At 63.3% G+C, this 21,812-nt stretch carries 19 protein-coding genes, 1 pseudogene and 1 riboswitch; of the genes and pseudogenes, 5 read left to right on the forward strand and 15 right to left on the reverse strand.

Annotated elements, in window-relative coordinates:
• Positions 1 to 8 precede the first annotated feature (8 nt).
• On the reverse strand, positions 9 to 1,358 hold the full coding sequence (bcsG, locus tag PG898_RS15485) for a cellulose biosynthesis protein BcsG (protein ID WP_306821164.1): 1,350 nt from the start codon (positions 1,356 to 1,358) through the stop codon (positions 9 to 11).
• Between the two features lie 79 nt (positions 1,359 to 1,437).
• Positions 1,438 to 1,656 (reverse strand): annotated as a pseudogene (gene bcsG, locus PG898_RS15490) (cellulose biosynthesis protein BcsG); the annotation flags it as partial.
• Positions 1,657 to 2,050: 394 nt separating this feature from the next.
• Between bcsG (PG898_RS15490) and PG898_RS15495 the strand changes: the two are divergent.
• Entirely contained in the window at positions 2,051 to 3,247 is a 1,197-nt protein-coding gene (locus tag PG898_RS15495) for an amino acid aminotransferase (protein WP_270824552.1), read from the forward strand.
• A gap of 113 nt (positions 3,248 to 3,360) precedes the next feature.
• Entirely contained in the window at positions 3,361 to 4,287 is a 927-nt protein-coding gene (locus PG898_RS15500; protein WP_270824553.1) for a LysR family transcriptional regulator, read from the forward strand.
• A gap of 12 nt (positions 4,288 to 4,299) precedes the next feature.
• On the opposite strand, the gene PG898_RS15505 is transcribed toward PG898_RS15500, so the two are convergent.
• The 7 genes from PG898_RS15505 to PG898_RS15535 all read right to left on the reverse strand — a co-directional run bounded on the left by PG898_RS15505 (position 4,300) and on the right by PG898_RS15535 (position 11,105).
• Positions 4,300 to 4,623, reverse strand: coding sequence for a DUF1820 family protein (locus tag PG898_RS15505; protein WP_043133393.1), 324 nt, complete (start codon positions 4,621 to 4,623; stop codon positions 4,300 to 4,302).
• A gap of 118 nt (positions 4,624 to 4,741) precedes the next feature.
• Positions 4,742 to 5,644, reverse strand: a complete 903-nt coding sequence (locus PG898_RS15510; RefSeq protein WP_270824554.1) for a YjjW family glycine radical enzyme activase — start codon at positions 5,642 to 5,644, stop codon at positions 4,742 to 4,744.
• Positions 5,634 to 7,160 (reverse strand): YjjI family glycine radical enzyme, encoded by a 1,527-nt coding sequence (locus PG898_RS15515; protein ID WP_270824555.1) that lies wholly within the window; start codon positions 7,158 to 7,160, stop codon positions 5,634 to 5,636. Before PG898_RS15515 ends, PG898_RS15510 begins: the two co-directional genes overlap by 11 nt.
• 115 nt (positions 7,161 to 7,275) lie before the next feature.
• A complete protein-coding gene (locus PG898_RS15520) occupies positions 7,276 to 7,617 on the reverse strand; it encodes an AzlD domain-containing protein (RefSeq protein WP_005332636.1) in 342 nt (113 codons plus the stop codon).
• Between the two features lie 2 nt (positions 7,618 to 7,619).
• Complete coding sequence (locus PG898_RS15525; protein ID WP_041206756.1) at positions 7,620 to 8,333, reverse strand: AzlC family ABC transporter permease; 714 nt, start codon at positions 8,331 to 8,333, stop codon at positions 7,620 to 7,622.
• 120 nt (positions 8,334 to 8,453) lie between these two features.
• The gene (locus PG898_RS15530) at positions 8,454 to 8,930 is read right to left on the reverse strand and encodes a L,D-transpeptidase family protein (RefSeq protein ID WP_041206757.1); all 477 of its coding nucleotides are present in this window, start codon (positions 8,928 to 8,930) and stop codon (positions 8,454 to 8,456) included.
• Positions 8,931 to 9,254: 324 nt separating this feature from the next.
• Complete coding sequence (locus PG898_RS15535) at positions 9,255 to 11,105, reverse strand: M3 family metallopeptidase (RefSeq protein ID WP_270824556.1); 1,851 nt, start codon at positions 11,103 to 11,105, stop codon at positions 9,255 to 9,257.
• A 293-nt stretch (positions 11,106 to 11,398) separates the two neighbouring features.
• On the opposite strand from PG898_RS15535, the gene PG898_RS15540 reads away from it, so the two are divergent.
• The 3 genes from PG898_RS15540 to PG898_RS15550 all read left to right on the forward strand — a co-directional run bounded on the left by PG898_RS15540 (position 11,399) and on the right by PG898_RS15550 (position 15,561).
• A complete protein-coding gene (locus tag PG898_RS15540) occupies positions 11,399 to 13,093 on the forward strand; it encodes a methyl-accepting chemotaxis protein (RefSeq protein WP_270824557.1) in 1,695 nt (564 codons plus the stop codon).
• A gap of 262 nt (positions 13,094 to 13,355) precedes the next feature.
• A riboswitch (cyclic di-GMP riboswitch) is annotated at positions 13,356 to 13,441 on the forward strand.
• Between the two features lie 65 nt (positions 13,442 to 13,506).
• Positions 13,507 to 14,931, forward strand: a complete 1,425-nt coding sequence (gene gbpA, locus PG898_RS15545; RefSeq protein ID WP_270824558.1) for an N-acetylglucosamine-binding protein GbpA — start codon at positions 13,507 to 13,509, stop codon at positions 14,929 to 14,931.
• Between the two features lie 99 nt (positions 14,932 to 15,030).
• Positions 15,031 to 15,561 carry a cytochrome b gene (locus PG898_RS15550; RefSeq protein WP_041206759.1) on the forward strand — a complete coding sequence of 177 codons (531 nt, stop codon included), beginning with the start codon at positions 15,031 to 15,033 and terminating at the stop codon, positions 15,559 to 15,561.
• 89 nt (positions 15,562 to 15,650) lie between these two features.
• Here PG898_RS15550 and cbl read toward each other — a convergent pair whose 3' ends face one another.
• The 6 genes from cbl to PG898_RS15580 all read right to left on the reverse strand — a co-directional run bounded on the left by cbl (position 15,651) and on the right by PG898_RS15580 (position 21,482).
• Complete coding sequence (cbl, locus tag PG898_RS15555) at positions 15,651 to 16,598, reverse strand: HTH-type transcriptional regulator Cbl (protein ID WP_270824559.1); 948 nt, start codon at positions 16,596 to 16,598, stop codon at positions 15,651 to 15,653.
• Positions 16,599 to 16,714: 116 nt separating this feature from the next.
• Positions 16,715 to 17,782: a sulfate/molybdate ABC transporter ATP-binding protein gene (locus PG898_RS15560; protein ID WP_171272623.1), complete on the reverse strand. Its 1,068-nt coding sequence runs from the start codon at positions 17,780 to 17,782 to the stop codon at positions 16,715 to 16,717.
• A 74-nt stretch (positions 17,783 to 17,856) separates the two neighbouring features.
• On the reverse strand, positions 17,857 to 18,750 hold the full coding sequence (gene cysW, locus PG898_RS15565; RefSeq protein WP_270824560.1) for a sulfate ABC transporter permease subunit CysW: 894 nt from the start codon (positions 18,748 to 18,750) through the stop codon (positions 17,857 to 17,859).
• Entirely contained in the window at positions 18,747 to 19,586 is an 840-nt protein-coding gene (gene cysT / locus PG898_RS15570; RefSeq protein ID WP_270824561.1) for a sulfate ABC transporter permease subunit CysT, read from the reverse strand. The genes cysW and cysT overlap by 4 nt, the downstream gene beginning before the upstream one ends.
• 279 nt (positions 19,587 to 19,865) lie before the next feature.
• Entirely contained in the window at positions 19,866 to 20,441 is a 576-nt protein-coding gene (locus PG898_RS15575; RefSeq protein ID WP_270824563.1) for an RBBP9/YdeN family alpha/beta hydrolase, read from the reverse strand.
• A 39-nt stretch (positions 20,442 to 20,480) separates the two neighbouring features.
• Positions 20,481 to 21,482, reverse strand: coding sequence for a sulfate ABC transporter substrate-binding protein (locus PG898_RS15580; protein ID WP_270824564.1), 1,002 nt, complete (start codon positions 21,480 to 21,482; stop codon positions 20,481 to 20,483).
• Positions 21,483 to 21,812 lie beyond the last annotated feature (330 nt).

Here is a 21,812-nt window from a genome sequence, read left to right on the forward strand (position 1 = left end):
CTCCGGTGTCATTGGGGATAGGGGACCCAATCCCCCTGCCCCAGCTTGATGTGGAACTGGTTTTGATACTCGAGCACGACAGCCCCCTGGTTTTCCGAAACCGAAGGGGTCTCTGGCAGACCGCTCAGCAGTGCATCCCAGTCGATGGTGTCAGTGCCAAACACGTTGCCCCCCACCAGCCGGGACACCAGCTCGGACACCGCCAGGAAACTGCTGGGCGTGTCGATGTTGCGGGTTGCCTCGTGCTGCGCCCGGGTCCCCAGCAGGGCGACACCGACGGGCACCAGAGTGATGCTCGGGCTGGGAATGTCCCGCAGCCCGGGCATCTGCATCCTGTCGCCGGCCAGCGCGGCCCCGTGCTCAGGCACCACCACCACGGCCACCTTGCGACCGGATTGCTCCAGCGTCGTCATGAAGTCATCCAGCTGATCCAGCAGGGTCTTGAGCCTGGCCTTGTAGGGCGCTACCTGGCGGGTGGCCGCGTAGCGGTTGCCGTCGTGCAGTGCGATCAGGTTGAAGAAGGTCATGTTGCGCGCCGCCTGGTTCTTCTCTCGCTCACTCAGCCAGCGCCCGAACAGGGCATCATCCCGATAGATGGGTTCACCATCGAAGGAGGCGAGATCATGGGCCAGCCCCTCCTTGCCCATGGGCGTGATGTCCAGCCCGGCGTACTGCTGCAGATCCTTCAGGTAGTTGCCAAAGGCCCCCGAGTGATCCATGGCAATCTGCTTGTCAAAACCGAGCCGGGCCAGGTTGTCGAACAGCAGGCACTGGCTGGGGGCCGTCACATAGAGCCCCTGGTGGCTGGTCTGCCCGCAACTGGCTCGCAGCAGACGGATGGAGCTCGGTCCGCTGTAGGAGGTCGCGGAGTTGAAGTGGTTGAAACGAATGTCGAAATGGCGCCAGACCGGGTGTTCGGTCAGGCCGCTGGCCTCCACGTCGCTCCAGGCCAGGGAGCAGATGTTGATGATCAGCAGATCGAATGGCGTCGCGTCGGCCGGCAGGGCGCTCGGGAAGCGCACCAGACGATCCTGCTCTTCCCGGTAGAAGTCGTCGAGATAGGTGTTGAGGTTCTCGTTGGTCGGCGGGGCGCTCTGATCCAGCTGCTCCGTCATCGACACCTGCCGTGGTGTGGACCCGGATTGAGGGGAGGTGACCGTGCTGGCCGCCACCGCATCCCGGGAGGCAAAGGGATCACCCACCAGGGGAGAGAGCCATAACCAGAGCAGGGCAAGCAGGATCCAGGGAGTGAAGCGCAGCCACTGGGCGATGAACAGATACAGGGTCAGCATCACGAAACCGGCGCCGACCATCTCCCAGTTGATGAAGCGCCCGAGCAGCTCCAGCCAGTAATCCAGGGTGAAGGAGAAGACCTGCCCCCCCCTGGGCGCGAATGCTCTCTATCCCCGGCAGCCAGGTGTCGTGATAGAAGATCCCCGCGCCGATGGGCAGCGCCAGCCAGTGCCGGATGCGCCGCAGCCCCGTACTGGGCAGGGGAAAGATCAGGAAGGCGGCAAACACCAGATTGATCAGGGGGTGGAAATTGAGGTAACCCGCCCAGAGCAGGGCGAACTTGGCAAGGAAATAGATATTCCAGCCACCCAGGCCGTGCCAGTCCAGCCAGGGGGAAGCGGCATTAGAAACGTCTCGAGTCATCGGCGATGGGTCACCCGTTATAGTGGGGCCCCGCAACGGGACCCAGGCACACTGTCATGGTTGTCAGAAAAAACTCTATTTATTATGCAACTAATCACTTATCTCAGGTGGCCCCAGATGAGATCCGGGTGACCGGGTGACCTTCATGCCCGAGTACCATATTCACGGTATATGTGATCCAGTTGACACTATAAAAGGCACCCTCAGCGGCCAAAAGGGGTGATTAATTTTATGGCTGGCATATTCTTCATGGGCGGCCGGGCCCTCTTGCTACGACAACAACTGTCATCCTTGCTGCCATGTCGAACAACTTGAGGCCACTTCCAGATTACGCCATGATAACGGCCCCGGCCCCGGGCTGGCGAAATTGGACAGTCAACTTCAAGGACCCCCCATGTTTGAACACGTCGATGCCTATGCTGGCGACCCCATACTGACGCTCGTCGAAACCTTCCACAAAGACACCCGCGAGCAGAAGGTGAACCTGGGGATCGGCCTCTATTACGACGAGCAGGGCCGCATTCCGCTGCTGCCCTCGGTGCAGCAGGCCGAAGCCCAGCGCGCCGCCGCCCCCGCGCCGCGCCCCTACCAGCCGATGGAAGGGGCCGCCAACTACCGCACTGCGGTGCAGCACCTGCTGTTCGGTGCCGACCACGAAGCGGTCAAGGCTGGACGTATCGCCACCATCCAGACCATCGGCGGCTCCGGCGCCCTGAAGATCGGCGCCGATCTGCTCAAGCGCTACTTCCCGACCTCGGAGGTGTGGGTCAGCAATCCGACCTGGGACAACCACAAGGCGATGTTCGAGGGCGCCGGCATCAAGGTGCACGACTACCCCTACTACGATGCGGCCACCGGCGGCGTGCAGTTTGACGCCATGATCGACTGCCTGAGCAGCCTGCCAGCGAAAAGCATCGTGCTACTGCACCCCTGCTGCCACAACCCGACCGGGGTGGATCTCTCCCGTACCCAGTGGGACCAGGTGATCGCGCTGGTAGTCGAGAAGAACCTGATCCCCTTTATGGACATCGCCTATCAGGGCTTCGGCGACGGGCTGGAAGAGGATGCCTACGCCATTCGCGCCATGGTGGCCGCCGGCGTCAGCTTCTTCGTCAGCAACTCGTTTTCCAAGAACCTCTCCTTCTACGGCGAGCGTTGCGGCGGCCTGTCAGTCATCTGCCAGGATGCCGAAGAGGCGAGCCGGGTGCTGGGCCAGATGAAGGCCACCGTGCGTCGCAACTACTCCAGCCCTCCCACTCACGGCGGCCAGATCACCGCGGCGGTGATGAGCCAGCCGGAGCTGCACGCCCTGTGGGTCGGCGAGGTGACCGAGATGCGCACCCGCATCAAGGCCATGCGCGAGAAGCTGTTTGAGGTGCTGAGCGCCAAGGTGCCGGGCCGCGACTTCAGCTACTTCATCAACCAGCGCGGCATGTTCAGCTACACCGGCTTCACCCCGGAGCAGGTGGATCGCCTGCGCGAGGAGTTCGCCGTCTATCTGGTGCGCTCCGGCCGCATGTGCGTGGCGGGCCTCAACAGCCGCAACGTCGACTACGTGGCGGACGCCATGGCCGCCGTGCTCAAGGGGTAATCCCCATGCCCCGCTTCGGCGGGGCTTTTTGTTTGTTTCGTCTGGAGGGGCAATCCCGGCGGCCGGACGTTCCCCTCATCCTCGCCCGCACGGGCTTCATCCCGGGAGGTTTTATGGATCTCATCGCGCTCTCACGCCTCGGCGGACGCCATCTGGTGACCCTGCACCTGCTGCTGGACACCCAGAGCGTCACCCGCAGCGCCGAGCGTCTCTGCACCACCCCCTCCACCGTCAGCAAGACCCTCAACCAGTTGCGGGATCTGCTCGGCGATCAGCTGCTCTACCGCCAGGGCAACCAGCTGTTGCTGACCCCGTTCGCCGAGCGGCTTGGCCCCAGCCTGCGCCGGCTGCTGAGCGAGCTGAACGGCCTCACCAGTCCGGAGGGCTTCAACCCCGCCAGCTGGCAGGGGGAGCTGAATCTGGCGATGCGGGAAAGCAGCATGATCTGGCCCATGGGGCCCGTGCTGGGGACGTTGATGCAGGAGGTGCCCGGGCTGGTGCCCGTCATCTGGAACAAGGATCAGCAGGGACTGGCGGCACTGGCGGCGGGCAAGCTCGACTTCGTGATCCTGCCCCACGACCAGAGCCAGCCCCTGCCCAGCCAGCCTGGCCTGGTATGGGAGACGTTGCGGGAAGACAAGCTGGTCTGCCTGCTGCGGAACGATCACCCGGCGCTGGCTGGGCCCTGGGATCTGGATGCCTACTTAAGCTGGCGCCATGTCGTCATTCGCGACAGCGAGCTGGCCGACCCCTTCTTCGAGCAGAGCCTGGCCCAGCGTCAGGTACGACGCCAGATCGGTGCCACCCTGCCGGACTTTGGCAGTGCGGCCGCCCTGCTGCGCCAGAGCGATCTCATCCTCACCGCCATCGACGGCTGGGCCGGGCAGGCCAGGCCGTCCGGGCTGGTGAGCCGGCCCGTCCCCTTCGACTACGGCGCCGTGACCCACAGCCTGGTGTGGTACGGCCCCCTGGGGGAAGATCCCGCCCTGCACTGGTTCCGCCAGCGGATCCTGCAGCTCGCACGGGAGCTGAGTACCTAGTACCCGGGCGGCTCAGGGCTTCTTGGTGTAGATGGGGCTCGGGAAGGAGGCGACGTTGCTGCCCAGATCCGTGATGCGGGCAGCCCCCTGCTTGCGCACCTGATCGATGCGCAGCACCTGGTGCATGGGGATCAGGGTGCGGTTGACGTCGGCAAACTCACTCTTGAGCTTCTCATGGCTGGGATCGACGATGAGCGCCGTGTGGTTGTCCCACACGAAGTTCGCTATCTCGATGAAGCCGAATAGCTGGCCCTGATTCACGTCCTTGACATAGACCTCGTAACGCTCGTTGTGACAAATAAACTGCACTCGATATAAGGCGTTGGTTTCACTCATGGGTATCTGTTGATGATGGGCGGTTTTCCCATTCTAGCCGCCACTTTCCGCGCACCAAATAGACAGACTTCACAGTTGCGTCATATCGGGACTCAGGAGGAAAAACATGCCGGCCTCGTCACAATGGCGGCAGGGAGATTGGGCCAAATCCTTTCACCTTCAATGCGTTGGACAGCCCATCCAGCTCGTCCATGGCAGCCTCCTGCCAGGCCAGCGCCTCCCCGCGCACCCCGTGGTGGCGAAAGCCGTTGAGACGGATGGGGACGGGCCCTAGGCTCTGCAGAAAGCTGACCAGGCCCGCTTCCAGCTTGCCATCGGCATCGATGAAATCAGTGCGCCCCGGTACATGGAGCAGCCGCACTTCCGCCAGCTTGCCCGCCCGCGCAAGCAGTTGCAGCGACGCCAGCACCCGCTCGCGGCCCTGACCGGTGAGCGAGTGATGCACCGACTCGCGCCACCCCTTGAGATCGATCATGGCGCCGTCCAGCACCGGCAGCAGCCGCTGCCAGCCCGTTTCGCCCAGGGAACCGTTGCTGTCGAGCAGGCAGCTCAGGTGAGCCAGATCCGGCGCGGCCTTGATGGCCGTAAACAGGCCGATCACGAACGGCAGCTGGGTGGTCGCCTCGCCGCCGGAGACTGTGATGCCGGTGAGCAGCGGGCCGTAGCGGCGCAGCAGGGTCAGCACCTCCGCCACCGACATCTGGTGGGTCTTGGGGCTGGCGCTGCGGGGGCAAGCTTCCAGGCAGCGGTCGCAATGGGTGCAGAGCGACGCCTGCCAGCGCACTCGGCTCTCGCCAGGGCGGCCCTCAGCAAGGGTGAGCGCACCGCTCGGGCAGACAGCAAGGCAGTCGCCACAGTGATCGCACAGCCCTATGGTGTGCGGGTTGTGGCAACCAGGGCAACGAAAGTTGCACCCTTGCAGGAAGAGCACCAGCCGATTGCCCGGCCCGTCCACGCAGGAGAAGGGCAACCAGCGACTGACCGTCGCGGTGCGCGCCCCCTTGTCACTGTCAGTGGTCACACTGGGTCGCCTCAAGGGCGACCACCCGCGGCGCCCGCTGGCGGATCCCGGTCAGCTCGCTCGCCTCGGCGCCGAGGCAGGTGGTCTGCAACCGCGACCCTTCGGCGGCGAAGCGGGCCAGGTCGCTCTTGCGGATCATGTAGCCGGTCACCCGCACCAGGTCGCTGTCCACCACGTTGGCACTGAATTCGCGCATGCCGAGGGCGAAAGCCCCCTTGCAGAGCTGCAGCAGCGCCTGCGGGTTCTGGCGTATGGTGGGATCCAGGGTGAGGATCTCGCTGATCCCGGAGTGGTAGTAGCCGTGGTGCGGGGCCAGGGCCAGCAGGTGGCTGGCGGGATCCGGCTCCTCCCCATAAGGGATGCGCACCCCGGGGGTGACCCCCTGGTCCAGGCTGAGCCCGCCCTGGGAGTGCAGCAGGGCACGCCCGCCCCAGGCATGGGGCTGGGGCCGGGCCGTCACCCAGGCCGAAAGCCGGGCCGAGATGCGATGGCCGAGCTGGTTGGCCCCCTCGTCGTGGCCATAGCGCCCGGGCAACCCCGCCTTATCCATCAGCAGGTTCACCGCCTCTGCCATGCCAAAGATGCCGAACATGGGGACGAAACGCGCCTCCTCGATCAGCCCCTCCTCCACCAGGAAGCTGGCGAAGAAACCGGACTCCTGGTGCAGGAAGGCGGCCCTTGCCTCGATGAGGCGGGAGGCCTGCTCGCAATAGTGGGGCAGCCAGCGCGTCATGAACTCCTCGAGGTCGGCGCTCTGCTCGGCCATTCCCTTGAGGGAGAGGCGCACCAGGGTATTGGCGCCGCCTCCGAGCGGCAGGGCGTTGTAGCAGCTGACGATGCCAAAGCCCCGCTCATCGAAGGTCTCCCTGTGGATCGGGTAGTTGACTATGTGGGGCTTGCCGCACAGGGCTATGTTCTGCACCCCCTGCATCAGCAGACTGTCCGGGATCGATGCAGGATCGTGAAACAGGCTGAGGTTCGGCGCCACCTGCTTGAGTTCGCCGTCGATGCGCAGGAGCAGGCGGCAGATCCTGTTGTCATCCGGGCCTATGTTGACGTGCATGAAGGCATCCGGCAGCACCCTGTCCAGGTAGATCCAGAACCCCTTCAGCTTGCGGTACAGCGTCTCGTCATCCAGCTCCCCGACGAAGGGCAGCAGCAGGTGATCGAGGCGCCCCAACCAGACCGGCATGCCAGTGACCGAGGGCACATGGTGATAGAGGATGCGCAGGGCATCGAGTGCCTCGTCGAAATCCTGTGGCGGCGCCAGCTCCAGCCAGGAAGAGCCCTGGCGCAGGAACTTCTCGTAGTCCGGCAGCACATAGCGTGGCTTGTAGGGGGCATGTCCCTCGAACATGTCGCACAGCACCCCTTGCGCCATCGCCTCGGTCACCTCGGCAGGCAGCGCGGGATAGGGCAGTGCATTCTCGGCGGCGAGCGCCAGGGCATGGCTCTTCTGAGCGGGTGAGAGCAGGGGGTCGCGCACTATGCGCTGACAGGTTTCGGTGAAAGACATGGGGAGCTCCTTGGCGGACAGTCCCTAAATCCTCACACTTGAGAGGTCTTTTTTAAAGTGACATTCACAACATAACGGATGTTTGATAGAGACATCCGTTATGTTGGATCACGACTCAACCCAACCAGGGCAGCAGCGCCGCCAGTCCCCCCTGCCAACGCAACAGGAAAAAGCACCCCATACCGACCACCACCACCACCAGGGTCGGCAGGCGCAGCAGGGTCAGCGCGGTCACCAGCAGGGTGGCGGCCAGGTAGTCCGGATCCCAGTCCAGCCCCTTGCCTGGCTCATAGCTGAAGACGATGGGCAGCCAGATGGCGGTCAGCACCGACTGGGCCGAGAAGCTGAGGAAGGCCCCCATCTCGGCACCGGGCTGATAGCGGGTCAGCCGCGAGAAGAAGGCGAAGCGGTTGAAAAAGGTGATCAGGGCCAGCAGGCCAATCATCAGCCAGCCCATGGTCATCTCCTCATCCGGTGCAATACATAGCCCACCACCATGCCGGCCAGGGCCGAGATGATGATGTGGATCTCCGCCAGCAGCGGCTTGGTGAGCAGTGCTGTGCCGCCGCTCACCACAGTCGCCGCCACCATGGGCAGGTTCTTCATGGCGGGGATCGTCATGGCGATGAAGGTGGCGGCGATGGCAAAGTCCAGCCCCATCTTGTCCAGCCCCTCGATGTACTGGCCGGCGGCGATGCCGAGCAGGGTCGCCAGGTTCCAGAACAGGTAGAACACGAAGCCCGCGATCAGGGCATAGGCGGGGTTGAAGACGCCGTGGCGCTCCCTGTCTTTCAGTGCCACCGCGAACATCTCGTCGGTCAGGAAGAAGGCGAGGCTGGCGCGCCAGCGCAGAGAGAGCGGCAGCACGTCCCGGCGGAAGGTGAAGCCGTAGAGCAGATGCTGGGAGGTGATGACCATGGTGGAACCCATGATGGGCAGCAGGGGAGTGCCCGCCCCGAACAAGGTGGTGGCCGAGAGCTGGGCGGCACCTGCATAGACCAGCAGCGACATCAGCTGGGCCTGCACCGGGCTCAGGCCCGCCTGCAACGCCAGGGCGCCACACAGTATCCCCCAGGGGATCACGGAAATGGAGAGTGGGAGAATATCCAGGGTGGCGCGCCACCAGAGCACACCCGTGCGCTCGGGCACGGGGAGGCTCGTTCCTGACATCATGGGATCATCCTTGTGACTGCCAACGCGAACCGGAAAAACTAGCACGGTGCGGGATGGACTGTCACGCCATCCAGGGAGGAAATAAAACGCCCGCTGGGCAGCGGGCGTGAGGGGCGAGGATCAGGGCTCGATGATGATGGGGGTGCCGGGCTCGACGGCGTTCCAGATCTCGTCCATCTCGTGGTTGAGCACGGCGATGCAACCATTGGTCCAGTTGGACGGCTGCACCCTGCGATCCCCCATACGGTTGAGCTGACCGTGGATCATGATCATGCCGCCCGGGCGCACTCCCAGCTCATTGGCACGCTTGATGTCGTCCAGATTCGGGTAGTTGATGTGGATAGCCTTGTAGAAGCCGGAATTGCTCTTCTTGTAGTCGAGGGTGTAGCGCCCTTCCGGGGTACGCTGATCCCCTTCCTGCAGCTTGTGCCCCTTGGGAGCCGGACCCAGGGCGACCCAATAGCGTTTGACCGGCTTGCCATCCTTCATCAGGGTCAGGCTATAACTCGACTTCTTGACCACCACCATGTCGGCGGACAGAGTGGCAAAACTCAATGCGGGCCACAGCCCCAGCAAACACAACAATACGGCTCTCAATTTCCATCCCTCGACAAGCCTTCAGGGCTTTGTATTTAGCTAATCATCTGAATGTCGCCACTCTCTGGCGGCGAGCGAGCGCCATGATATGGGATCGCCGTGAATACTCAATATATCCAGAGAAACATATCTGTGACCCGCCTCGCCAGCGCTCAGCCAAAGCCTCTGCGCATCACCATAATTAATAGTCAAAACAGATAGATGGCGCAAAAAACAGGCACATCTTGCGCCGCGGCAAAGATCCCGCCCCACCTGACCAAGCTTGCTTCCTGCTGAAATGAACAAGCCCTGCCGAGGGGCAGGGCTTGATGGTGGAGGAGCGCCTCACAGGGCGGCGGCGGACTCACGCTGATAATGCTGGCGGATCCAGGTCTCGAAGTCGGCCAGCATGCGGCCCTCCGACTCGCGGTTGTCGGCAATCAGCTCGGCGCCGTGCATCACCCGGATGTGGGCGTCGAGCGGCGTCCCCTCTCCTGCCGGTGGGCGCTGGCGCGCCGCCGCCATGCAGGCTGCGGCCGTCGCCCACGCCTGCGCCACACTCTGGTTGCACGCCTCGGCTAGGGGAACGGCACTGAAGCCTTCGCCAGTGAGGCTCTGCAGCGTCTCGTCATGGGTCATGCCGTTGCCCGGCCCCCAGTAATGGGCGGCCAGATCCGGCCCGATGCGCGGGTTGTCGGTGAGGTAGCCGTCGCGCCCCAGGAAGTAGGCACGGGTCTGCTCCACCGCCATCAGCGCCAGCAGGTAGCCGTGATAGGCGCAGGCCGACTCCTGGTTGAGCAGGTGCGGGATCGCCAGCAGCGGGCGCGGGCTCTCCACACCCAGGATGGTGCGCTCCCAGCGCCGGGCCAGCGCCAGCACCGCCTCGGGAGTGCGCTCACTGTCTGCCATGGCGTAGAGATCCCGCTCGAAGTAGGCCACCAGCGCAATCTGGCGCTCGTTGAAGGCGCGAAACGGCTGGCGCGCCTCGATCATCGCCTTGATGAGCTCGTCGGGAATCGCCTCCCCCTCCCCATTCCTGGCATAGCGCTTGAGCCAGTCCGCGTCGTCCAGCAGGCTGTCGCAGAATATGGACTGGGTCTCGGCATAGGCCATGGAAGTGGGGGGAAACTCCTGGGAGAAGCAGGGGGCGTTGCCGGTGACATTGGCAAAGTGCGCCGCGTGGCCTCCCTCGTGGAACAGGGTGTTGAGGCCGCTCCAGCCGCTGCCCACCTGGGCCGGATCCGCCAGGCTGGTGAAGTTGACCACCGCCGGCACCCACTCCCCCTCCTGCCAGAAGCTCGGCACAGGGCCGTGGCAGAAACCGTTCTCGTATTTCCCCTCCCGGGTCAGCAGATCCAGGGTGAGGGTGGCTCCGCGATACTGGATGCCGAGGCGGCGGAAGCTCTGTACCCAATCCTGCAGCGCCCGCGAGAAGGGCACGTAAGGGTCAAGCTGGCGGGTCACATCGCCACTCACGCTGTAGCGCAGGTTGTGGGGCAGCAGGGCCGCCTCCCCCTTGGCGGCTTTCAGCTCCGCCAGACTCTGGTGCACCCGCTGCTCGGTGCGGACGATAAAGTCATCGAGCACGGCGAACAGCTGCTCCGGGCTCATCTGCTCGTTCTTGTGCACCTTGTAGTCGAAGTAGTCCCGATAACCCATGGCGCGGGCGAAGCGGTTGCGCAGGGCCACTACCTCGAGGAAGCCGTTGCCGACCACCCACTGCTCCAGGGTGTGGAACATGGCGAGCGCACTCTGGCGCACCGCCTCGTCGGCACTGGCGGCCAGCGCCGTGCTGGCGGCGGGCAGACTGCCGGCCACCTGGCGGCCCTGCTCGTCCAGCAAAGTCAGCTTCAACCCCTTGCGGCGGGCAAAGAGATCCGCCTCGGCGACCACCAGCTCGTCCATCAGGGCAGCGGCGGCCGGCTCCTCGATGACGTTGCACTCGAAGAAGGCCACCCAGCCCGCCAGGCCGCGCCTGAGAGCGGGCTCCTCGGCCTGGGCCTGCATCTCCCGCAATGCGGGCAGCCTGGCCGGATCGGCGCAGAACGCCTTGTAGGCCTGCTCGGCGGCGGTGAAACCGGCCTGATCGTCGCTGGTACCCATGTAGGTGGACCAGAACAGATCCTCCTTGCGCCTGTGTACTCTCAGGTAGTCGGCGTTGAGCTGGTTCAAGTAATTCCTGGCAATGGAACTCATAAATTCCCTCTTGTTATGGGGTCACCCACAGGGGTGCCCACTCCTTTTTGGTGAAATGCCAACTCATTCACACTTCCTGCAAATAGGGCCGGCAAATGGTGCGCCGGGATGCGCCAGACCACGCTATCAAAAGCGAGGGTTCCTGTCTGCTGGCTATACTGGTTGCCAAAAAACTCAATTGGTGGTCAATCATCACAACCCATTGAAAGTTAAATAAATGTTAATCAAAAACAGTCGAGGCCAGCCAACTGACTGGCCCTCACCAGATCCGCACGGGAAAGAAGGAAAAGACTATGTTCAAGCTCGGTGATATCGCCGTGAGTCGCAAACTGATGCTGCTGCTCTCGGTGGCGCTGGTCGGCTTCATCGCACTGCTGCTCATCTCGGCCAGTGCCCTGCATCGCAACCTGATGAGTGAGCGGGAAGCCCGATTACAGGCGGTGCTGGATCTCGCCATGAGCCGGATCCAGACCCTCGCCGCCACCCTGCCCGCCCCAGAGGCGCAGGCCGAGGCCAAGGCCATGCTCGACAGCATGCGCTTCGATGGCGACAACTATCTGTTCGTACTGGATGAGAATCGCCGTGTGGTGGTGCACCCTGCCAAGCCCGAGCTGGTCGGCCAGCAGATGGGCGCGCCCGACGCCGCCCCCGCCGACGCCCACTGGCAACGCATGGTGGATCTGGGCAAGGGAGGCCATCAGGGTCGTCTTGAATACCAATGGATCTCCCCCTCCGGCGAGGTGGCCCAGAAGATGTCACTGGTGGCTGGCTACCAGCCCTGGGGCTGGATCCTGGGCTCCGGTCTCTTGCTGCAAGACATCGAGGCCACCATCTGGTCCCAGTATGAGCTGATGGGAGGGGCCACCCTGCTGGTGATCCTGCTGATGGGATGGCTGGGGATGGCCATCAGCCGCTCCATCGTCAAGCCACTGGCCGAGATCAAGGGGGCCATGGCCCAGGTGGCGGCCGGGGATCTGGTGGTGAGCATCCCGGTGCATGGCAAGGATGAGCTGGGGGCCGTCGCCACCAGCACCAATAAGGGGCTGGACGCCATTCGCCGCGCCCTGCTGGAAGCCAGCCAGGGAGCCCGCAACGTGGCGGATGCCGCCCTGCGCATCGCCGCCTCCGCCGAGCAGACCAACCAGGCGGTCAACAGCCAGCGGGATCAGCTGGCCCAGCTCGCCACCGCCATGAACGAGATGAGCGCCACCATCTCGGACGTGGCGGGTCACGCCGAGAACACGGCCCGCGACACCCAGGACGCCACCAGCGAGGCCGGACTCGGCAACGAAGACGTCCACGCCAGCGTGCACGGCATCCAGGCACTCGCCACCGAGGTGGAGCAGGCCACCCATCAGGTCAATCGGCTCAAGGAGGGGGTGATGCAGATAGGCGAGGTGACGGCCGTCATCAGCGCCATCTCGGATCAGACCAATCTGCTGGCCCTCAACGCCGCCATCGAGGCGGCCCGCGCCGGCGAGCAGGGTCGCGGCTTCGCCGTGGTGGCCGACGAGGTGCGCCAGCTGGCCAGCCGCACCCGCCACTCCACCGAGGAGATCCAGAGCACCATCACCCAGTTGCAACAGCGGGCGGTGACCGCCGCCAGCGCCATGGACGCCAGCCGCAAGCTGGCGGAGAGCAGCGTCGGCCAGTCCGAGAAGGCGGGGCAGGATCTCTCCCTCATCGTCAATCACATCCAGCACGTGAGCGACATGGCGACCCAGATCGCCACTGCGGCGGAGCAGCAGAGCATGGTGGCCGAGGACATGAACCGCAACGTCAGCGGCATCAATGACTCGGCCCTGGAGATGTCCCAGGCCGCATCCCAGCTGGCCCGGGAGAGCGAGCTGCTGGCCGGACTCTCCCGCAGCCTGGACGAGCGGCTGGCGGTGTTCAGGCTCGGCAATGGCCTCTCCCGGGATCTGTCGCCCGGTCAGGCTCCGCGCCCCTCGCCCTCCCGCCGCACAGACCAGTACCCGCACCACTGACCACCTGACACAGTCCCATTCCCTGCCGGCCCCGCCGACAGGGGATTTTTTCATCAATGAAAAATGTCACCACCTCGCATCTTTTCAACAGAATGGGCGAATTAACCCCAACTTGATGGACTAAATATAAATTTAAAAACAATGAGTTAAGTTATTGCTCTACTCCGATGAGATCAAGTTGCAAAGATTTATACTTAATAATTTAATCAAAAAAAGCCATCATGACTGTGTCGTCATCAAAGGCGGCACCCTGACCCTTTATGTAGTCATTTGGCAAACTGGTTGAAAGGCCAGGACGCAAAGCCTCCGGTCTAAAGACATGTCGTCCAGGATAGCGGGGTTGCCACACTCAGGTGTGTCACGGGGAATTCCCCTGCCAACTTGACTGCCCACATCACCGAACAGAGGAATGTATGGCAGCAAAAATCAAACTCAATCATGTGGCCACCGCGCTAGCGCTGCTCGCCAGTGGCGGCGTGTTCGCCCACGGCTACATCAGCCAGCCGGAAGGGCGCAACTATCTATGCAAGACCGGCGGCAACAGCCAGTGCGGCGCCATTCAATGGGAGCCACAGAGCCTGGAGGCGCCGTCCGGCTTCCCCAATGGCGGCCCCGCCGACGGCCAGATCGCCTCGGCCGGTCATCCACAATTCGCTGAGCTCAACGCCCAGACCAGCGATCGCTGGACCAAGCGACAGGTGCAGGCCGGCCCCTTCGCCATCGGCTGGACCTTCACCGCCAACCATGTCACCCGCAACTGGCGCTACTACCTCACCAAGCAGGAGTGGAATCCGAACCAGCCGCTGACCAGGGACTCCTTCGATCTCAATCCGTTCTGTGTCATCGACGGGGGCATGGTGCAACCGCCCAAACAGGTCACCCATCAGTGCACCCTGCCCGCGCGTACCGGCTATCAGGTGGTGCTGGGGGTCTGGGAAGTGGGAGATACCGCCAACAGCTTCTACAACCTGATCGATGTCCAGTTCGATGGCGGCACCCAGCCACCGCTGACCTGGAGCCAGGGCGGGACCATCTACCCCTCCACCGATCTGGTGGCCGGCGACAAGGCCAAGACTCGGGTATTCGACGCCAACGGCGAGCGCACCGATCTGCAGACCGTGCTGACCATAGGTTCCGCCGAGCAGGGTCAAAAGAACAACTGGGCCCACGATCTGGCCGCCAAGATCAACGCCGAGCAGAGCCAGATCCGCGCTGGTCAGCAAGGCTCCGATGGCCAGTTCAACCCGGTCTACGGCCAGAATCCCGTCTACCTGAAGGCGGGCAGCAACCTGCAGCGGGTCGAGGTCCAGCTCGAGCAGCAGCAACCCCCGGTGAATGACGGCATCAGCGTGAGCGGGCTGGAGAACGAATACCTGCTCGACAACGGCAAGGTCACCCTCAACTTCACCGTCACGGCCGAGGGGGATCTCGCGGTCACCAACACCCTGTATGACCACGGTGGCGCCGCCAAGGGCCAAACCAGTGCCGACATCAAGGACAGCAGCCAGAGCTTCACCATGGAGGTCAGTGGTCTGAGCGCCGGTCACCACCAGCTGGTGATCGAGGGCAAGCCGAAGGCGGGCGGTGCCCCCCTGCAGCAGACCATGGATCTGATGTTCAAGGATCCGGCCAGCGGCGGTGACTACCAGTACAGTTTCCCGGAGGGGCTCAAATCCTATGCGGCAGGCACCAAGGTACTGCAGCCGAAAGATGGCAAGATCTATCAGTGCAAGCCCTACCCCTACAGCGGCTGGTGCACCATCTGGACAAGCACTGCGACCCAGTATGAGCCCGGTGTGGGCACCAACTGGCAGGATGCCTGGACCCTGGTGAACTGATCCCCGCAATCAGAAGAGGCCCGAGCGGCCTCTTTTTTGTGCCTGTCATCCGGGTTCCCGGTGCCTTGCAGCACCCTGGGCCCCAGTCGGAAAAATCCCATGACGAAAGACTACTATGACCCCCTGAGCCGCCTGCTGCACTGGTTGATGGCCGCCGTCATCCTCTACGCCACCCTGGCGGGCTACCTGATGCACCTGGTGATCGACAGCCACCCCAGGCTGTTTCAGTTTCTGTCGGTGTTGAACATGTCGATGGCGACCCTGATCACCCCGCTCTTCCTGCTGCGCTGGGGCTGGCGGCACTGGCGCGCACCCCTGCCCGAAGATAAGGCCGAGCCTCACCATCCCGCCGCCAGGCTGGCTCACGCCCTGCTCTACGGCCTGATGTGCATCGTGCTGTTGAGCGGCTTCCTGATGCTGGAGCAGGGTTATTCCCTGTTTTGGCTCTACCCGGTCGGCAACCCCATCGATGTACCTGAGGTCAACGCCTTCTTCTTCGGCGTGCATCGCCTCGGCTGCCTGTTACTGGCGGCGCTGGTCCTGCTGCACGTGGCCGCCGCCCTCTACCATCACAGGATCAAGGGGGATCGCACCCTGTATCGCATGTTGGGTCCCCAGAGCGGGCGCTAACCAATGAGTGAGGCTCTGGGCCTGGCTGAAGAGCCGAATAAGCAACAGGGAGCCATCGGCTCCCTGTTTTTTCAGACCATGCGCCACATTCAGATCTGGTAATCGACCAGCGGCTCGTTGCTCATGGCCCTGGCCTGGATCTCCGCCAGCGCCAGCTCGGGGTTGCAGAGCTGGATGAACTGCCAGGTGAAGTTGTGCTGGAACTGCCCCTGCTTGAGGCCTATCCAGGCGGTGTGCGGCGCAAACAACCGGCTGCCGTCGAGCTGCACCAGCCCCTTGTCCCGCTGGGGATCGAACGCCATGTCCGCCAGTATGCCCACCCCCATCTCCAGCTCGACATAGGTCTTGATGACGTCGGAGTCCTGGGCGGTCAGCAGGATCTGCGGATGTATCCCCGCCTCGGCGAAGGCCTCATCCACCCGCACCCGCCCCGTCAGGCCCGCCTGATAGGTGACTATAGGCCAATGGGCCAGGGCCGCCAGGGTGAGTTCCCGCTCGGCGGTGAGCGGGTGCTGCTCCGGCACCACTATATTGTGGTGCCAGCGGTAGTAGGGAAAGGCCACCACGCCTTCGCTCTTGTCGAGCTGCTCGCTGCTGATGCCGATGTCCACCTCGCCGGTCTGCACCAGCCGCACTATCTCCTCCGGGCTGCCCTGGCGCAGTTCCAGCTGCACCAGGGGGAACTGCTCGCGAAACGCCTTCACCACACGGGGCAGGGCATAGCGCGCCTGGGTGTGAGTGGTCGCTACCAGCAGCCGCCCCGAATCCCGGTTGGCGAAGGTGCTGGCCAGTTTGCGGATGTTGTCTGCATCCCCCAGAATGCGCTCGGCGATCACCAGCAACTCCTTGCCCGGCTCCGTCATGCCGAGCAACCGCTTGCCGTAACGGATGAAGAGCGCGAGCCCCAGCTCCTCCTCCAGCTCACGGATATGGCGGCTGACCCCGGACTGGGAGGTAAAGAGGGCATTGGCCACCTCGGTCAGGTTGTAATCCCGCCGCGCCGCTTCCCGGATAATGCGTAATTGCTGAAAATTCACCTCATCGCCTCCTGCGCTGAGTGGCGGTGGACGCTGCCACCGTCCTCTTGTTATTGGGCGACCGGATCAGAGTCCGGCTGCAAGCCTGAAAAGAGTCTCGTCTTGGGCGCTCGCCCTCAAATCTGGTAGTCGGGATAGAGCTGCGCATGTCGGGCCACCAGACGCACCCCCTGGCCGGGTGCGAAGGCACGGGCGGCCTCCTTGCTCAACTCGGCCTCGTAGTGAGCCCCCCTGGTCTCGCCATCCCCGCGCAACTCCACCCGGATCCGCGGCCCCATGGGCAACAACCGGGTGATGGTGGCGCTGATGCCACCCGGTGCATCCGCTGGCAGAATCTCCAGCTCGTGGGGGCGCACATAGGCGATGGCCGCACTGCCTTGTGCCAGCTGGGAGCTGATGGGGCCACCCAACTGCTGCTCACCTATGCCAAGCCCCTGCCCGGCCACACGGCCGCGGAACAGGTTTACGCTGCCGAGGAAACTGTGCACGAAGGCGGTGGCGGGCTGGTCATAGACCTCGGCCGGAGTGCCGATCTGCTCGACCCGGCCTGCGTTCATCAGCACCACCCTATCCGCCACCTCCAGCGCCTCCTCCTGATCGTGGGTCACGAACAGGCTGGTGACGTGCAGTTCGTCGTGCAGCTCCCGCAGCCAGCGGCGCAGCTCCTTGCGCACCTGGGCGTCGAGGGCGCCGAAGGGCTCGTCCAGCAGCAATACCTTGGGTTGCACCGCCAGGGCACGCGCCAGGGCGACCCGTTGGCGCTGACCACCGGAAAGCTGGGTCGGATAGCGTCCGGCCACGTGGCTGAGCTGCACCAGATCCAGCAGCTCCTTGACCCGGGCGCGGATGCTGGCTTCATTCGGCCGATCGGAACGCGGCTTGACCCTCAGGCCAAAGGCCACGTTCTCGAACACCGTCATGTGCCTGAACAGGGCATAGTGCTGGAACACGAATCCGACGTTGCGCTCGCGCACGTGGAGATCCGAGGCATCCTCGCCGCGGATGATGACGTTGCCGCTGTCGGCCTGCTCCAGCCCGGCGATGATCCGCAGCAGTGTGGTCTTGCCGCAACCTGAGGGGCCGAGCAGCGCCACCAGTTCACCGTCGTGAAAATCGAGGTTGATGTCGGCCAGGGCCGCGTACTGATTGAAATGCTTGTTGAGTCGTTGAACCTGAATGCTCATGGCTGCCTCTCTAAACCGTTAAACCGGATTCATGGTTATCCGGGCTGGCCTGCCAGCAGGCAGACCAGGCCATATCAATGGGACTGGGTGGGCTGAGCGCGCAGCCGGGCCAGCAGGGTCTCCCCCAGCAGGGTGAAGATCCCGAACAGGGCCAGCAGGCTCGCCACCGCGAAGGCGGCGCCGGTCTGGTACTCGTTGTAGAGGATCTCGATGTGCAGCGGCAGGGTGTTGGTCTGGCCGCGAATGTGGCCGGAGACCACGGAGACGGCGCCAAACTCCCCCACCGCCCGGGCGGTACAGAGCAGCAGACCGTACATCAGGCTCCAGCGGATGCCGGGCAGGGTGACCCGCCAGAACATCTGCAGGCCGCTCGCCCCCAGCATGATGGCGGCTTCCTCCTCTTCCGGACCACGGGCCTCCATCTGGGGCAGCAGCTCGCGCACCACGAAGGGCACGGTAATGAAGGTGGTCGCCAATATGATCCCCGGGGTGGCGAAGATGATCTTGATGTCGTGCTCGCTAAGCCAGTCGCCGAACCAGCCGCGGCTGCCGAACATCAGCACGAACATCAGGCCCGCTATCACCGGCGAGACCGAGAACGGCAGATCGATGAGGGTGATGAGCAGTTGCCGGCCCGGGAAGCGGAAACGGGCTATGGCCCAGGCGGCCGCCAGCCCGAACAGCAGGTTGAGGGGCACGGAGCAGAGGGTCACCAGGGCGGTCAGGCCGAGGGCGCTCAGGGCATTCGGCTCGCTGATGGCATGCCAGAAGAAGGCGAGGCCTGGGCTCAGGGCCTGGATAAAGACTGTGGCCAGCGGCAGCAACAGCAGGGCGGCGAACCAGCCCAGCCCGACGCTGATCAGCAGCCACTTCACCCAGGCGGGCTCACGGGTCACGGCAGGCTGGCGTACCTGAGTGGCAGGCGCCCCATCGAGGACCAGATCCAGGCTTGCGTTGGATGCGTTCATATCCGGCTTCCTCCGATGCGTGCCCAGCTCCAGGCCTGCAACTTGTTGATGATCAACAGCAAAACAAACGAGATCAGCAGCATGACGGAGGCGATGGCCGAGGCCCCGGCATAGTCATACTCCTCCAGGTGGCTCATGATCATCAGCGGCGCGATTTCCGACACCATCGGCAAATTTCCGGCGATGAAGATGACGGAGCCGTACTCCCCTACCCCGCGGGCAAACGCCAGGGCAAAACCGGTGAGCAGCGCCGGGATCAGAGTAGGCCACAACACTCGCGCGAAGGTCTGCCAGCGATTGGCGCCAAGGCTGGCGGCGGCCTCCTCCTGCTCGGTCTCAGCCTCCCGCAGCACCGGCTGCAGGGTGCGCACAACGAAGGGCAAGCCGATGAAAGTGAGGGCGAGCACCACTCCTATGGGGTTGTAGGCGAGCTCTATACCAAAGGGGGCAACCCACTGACCTATCCAGCCGTTGGGGGCGAAGATGGCGCACAGGGCAATGCCGGAGACGGCAGTCGGCATGGCGAACGGCAGGTCGATGAGCGCATCCACCAAGCGGCGACCGGGGAAACTGTAACGTACCAGCACCCAGGCCAGGATCAGCCCGAAAAGGCTGTTGAGCAGGGCGGCGATAAAAGCAGCCCCGAAGCTGAGGCGAAAAGAGGCAAGCACCCGGGGGGAGCCTATCACCTGCCAGAACTCGGCAGCCGTCAGGTGGTTGACCGCGAACAGCACCAGTGCCGAGAGGGGTAGCAGTACCAGTATGCTCAGGTAGAGCAGACTGAAGCCCAGGGTCGGCCCCAGACCAGGGAGGACGGAATAAGAACTTAATCGCATAACACATCCGTTTGTTATAAAAATTTTCGATACGCTGATTCTGCTCACGACCGCCAGTGACAACAAACACCAATAACGCCTTTGCTAAGCACTTTTTTATCTAACAACGACAAACCAGGGCTTTTAGAGCGATAAATAGAAAAAAAGGTCTTCTATATAAATAAAAGACCTAACAAACGGAGCGGTGAAACCTGAACTGTGGAGACAGTCACTATGGGATCAGGGTGGCGAGCCTGTCTGATATCTTGCGGGAACTCTCCTTGTCATATGGGCAGAGGATCAGAGGAAGCTGAGGGCAGCCCGCCTGCCCCACTCGGTCGAGGCGGGGTCCACCACCATCTCGGCCCTGTGATGAAGGGTGTTCAGCAGGTTGAGCCCCTGACTCCACTCCCCATGACCGGACTGGGCATTGATGTGGCCCACCTCACCGGCATCGAACAGCGGCACCTGCCACTGGCGACTCCAATACTCGGCACGTTCGAAGCTCATCCAGGGATCGTTACGGCTGGCGATAAGCTGGGCGGACACCTTGATGGACCCTGACAGCACCTCGTCCGCGATGCCGAAACGGGCCGGATCCGCAGGTGCCACTATCAGGATGGAGGAGACCTTGTCCGGTTGCAGCCGGGCGGCGGCAATCGCCGTCAGGGCGCCGAAGGAGTGGGCCACCAGGTGGACCCGGCTGCGTCGGCTCCTTAGCTTGCTCGCCAGTTTGGCACTCCATACGGTGAGGTCCGGCTTGTCCCAGGGCAGACCCAGCATCCGCTGCCACTGGGGAAATTGCTGGTGCCAGCGACTCTGCCAGTGATCCGGCCCACTGTTGTGCAAACCGGGAACCAGAAGGATCTTGTTCATCATGGTGCTCCTAGCTGTTGTCACAGGGACCGGCCGGCCTTAGCCGCCCGGTTGGTAAATCTGGTCGAACAGCCCGCCCTGGGCGAAGTGTTTCTTCTGTGCCTTGTCCCAATCCCCTTCCAGATCCTTGACGGTAAAGAGCGCCAGCTGCGGGAACTGGGCCGATGTCTCCTTCAGGATCGCCGGGTTGCTCGGGCGATAATGGTACTTGGCGATGATCCGCTGCCCCTCGTCGGAATAGAGGTAATCAAGATAGCCCTTGGCGACTGCCTCGGTACCGTGCTTCTTGGCTACCTTGTCCACCACGGCAACGGGGGGTTCGGCCAGGATGGAGACCGAGGGCACCACGAGCTCGAACTTGTCGCTGGTCCCCGGCTGATCCAGCACCAGCAGGGCTTCGTTCTCCCATGCCAGCAAGACGTCACCGAGGCCCCGCTCGATGAAGCTGGTGGTGGCGCCCCGGGCGCCGGAATCCAGCACCTTCACGTTCTTGAACAGATCGCCGACAAACTGCCTGGCCTCCTCTTCAGTGCCGCTCTTCTTCAGGGCATAGCCCCAGGCAGCCAGATAATTCCAGCGCGCACCGCCGGAGGTCTTGGGGTTCGGGGTCACGATGGCGACATCCTTGCGAACCAGATCGCCCCAGTCCTTGATCTGCTTGGGGTTGCCCTTGCGCACCAGGAAGACGATGGTGGAGGTATAGGGAGACGCATTGTTGGCAAGGCGCCCCTCCCAATTGCTGGCAGTAAGACCCGCCTTGGCCACGGCATCGACATCATAGGCCAGCGCCAGCGACACCACGTCAGCCTCCAGGCCGTCCACCACGGCACGGGCCTGCTTGCCGGAGCCACCGTGTGACTGGCTCACCACCACATCATCGCCCGTCTTTGCCTTCCACTCCTTGGCAAAGGCGCTGTTGTATTCCTGGAACAGCTCGCGGGTCGGGTCATAAGAGACGTTGAGCAGGCGCACCTCGGCCGCATTGGCCTGGCCGAGTGTCAGCAGAGAGAGCAGGGTCAGGGCGGTCATTCGCAGTTTCATGGTGATACTCCATATCGTTGGGTTGAGTATAGAATGCCGCCTTCCACATATATCAGGAAGAAAGAAAAAGCGCTTTGCTTATCTCTTTTACGCATATTAGGCCAACCGCCAACGCACACTTACTGCTGCGAACCAGCTCCCCGATACCCCTGATCGCCCAACTCGCCCCTCATCAACGTCAGATTACAGGCACGAAAAAGCCCAGTCTGTTGACCGGGCTTGCTGAAGGCGCATAGCAAAAAGGCCTTCCCGTGAGGGAAGGCCTTTCAAATTAGTGGCGGAGCGGACGGGACTCGAACCCGCGACCCCCGGCGTGACAGGCCGGTATTC

The sequence above is a fragment of the Aeromonas sp. QDB31 genome (assembly GCF_027707605.1).
GTDB lineage: Bacteria > Pseudomonadota > Gammaproteobacteria > Enterobacterales > Aeromonadaceae > Aeromonas > Aeromonas media.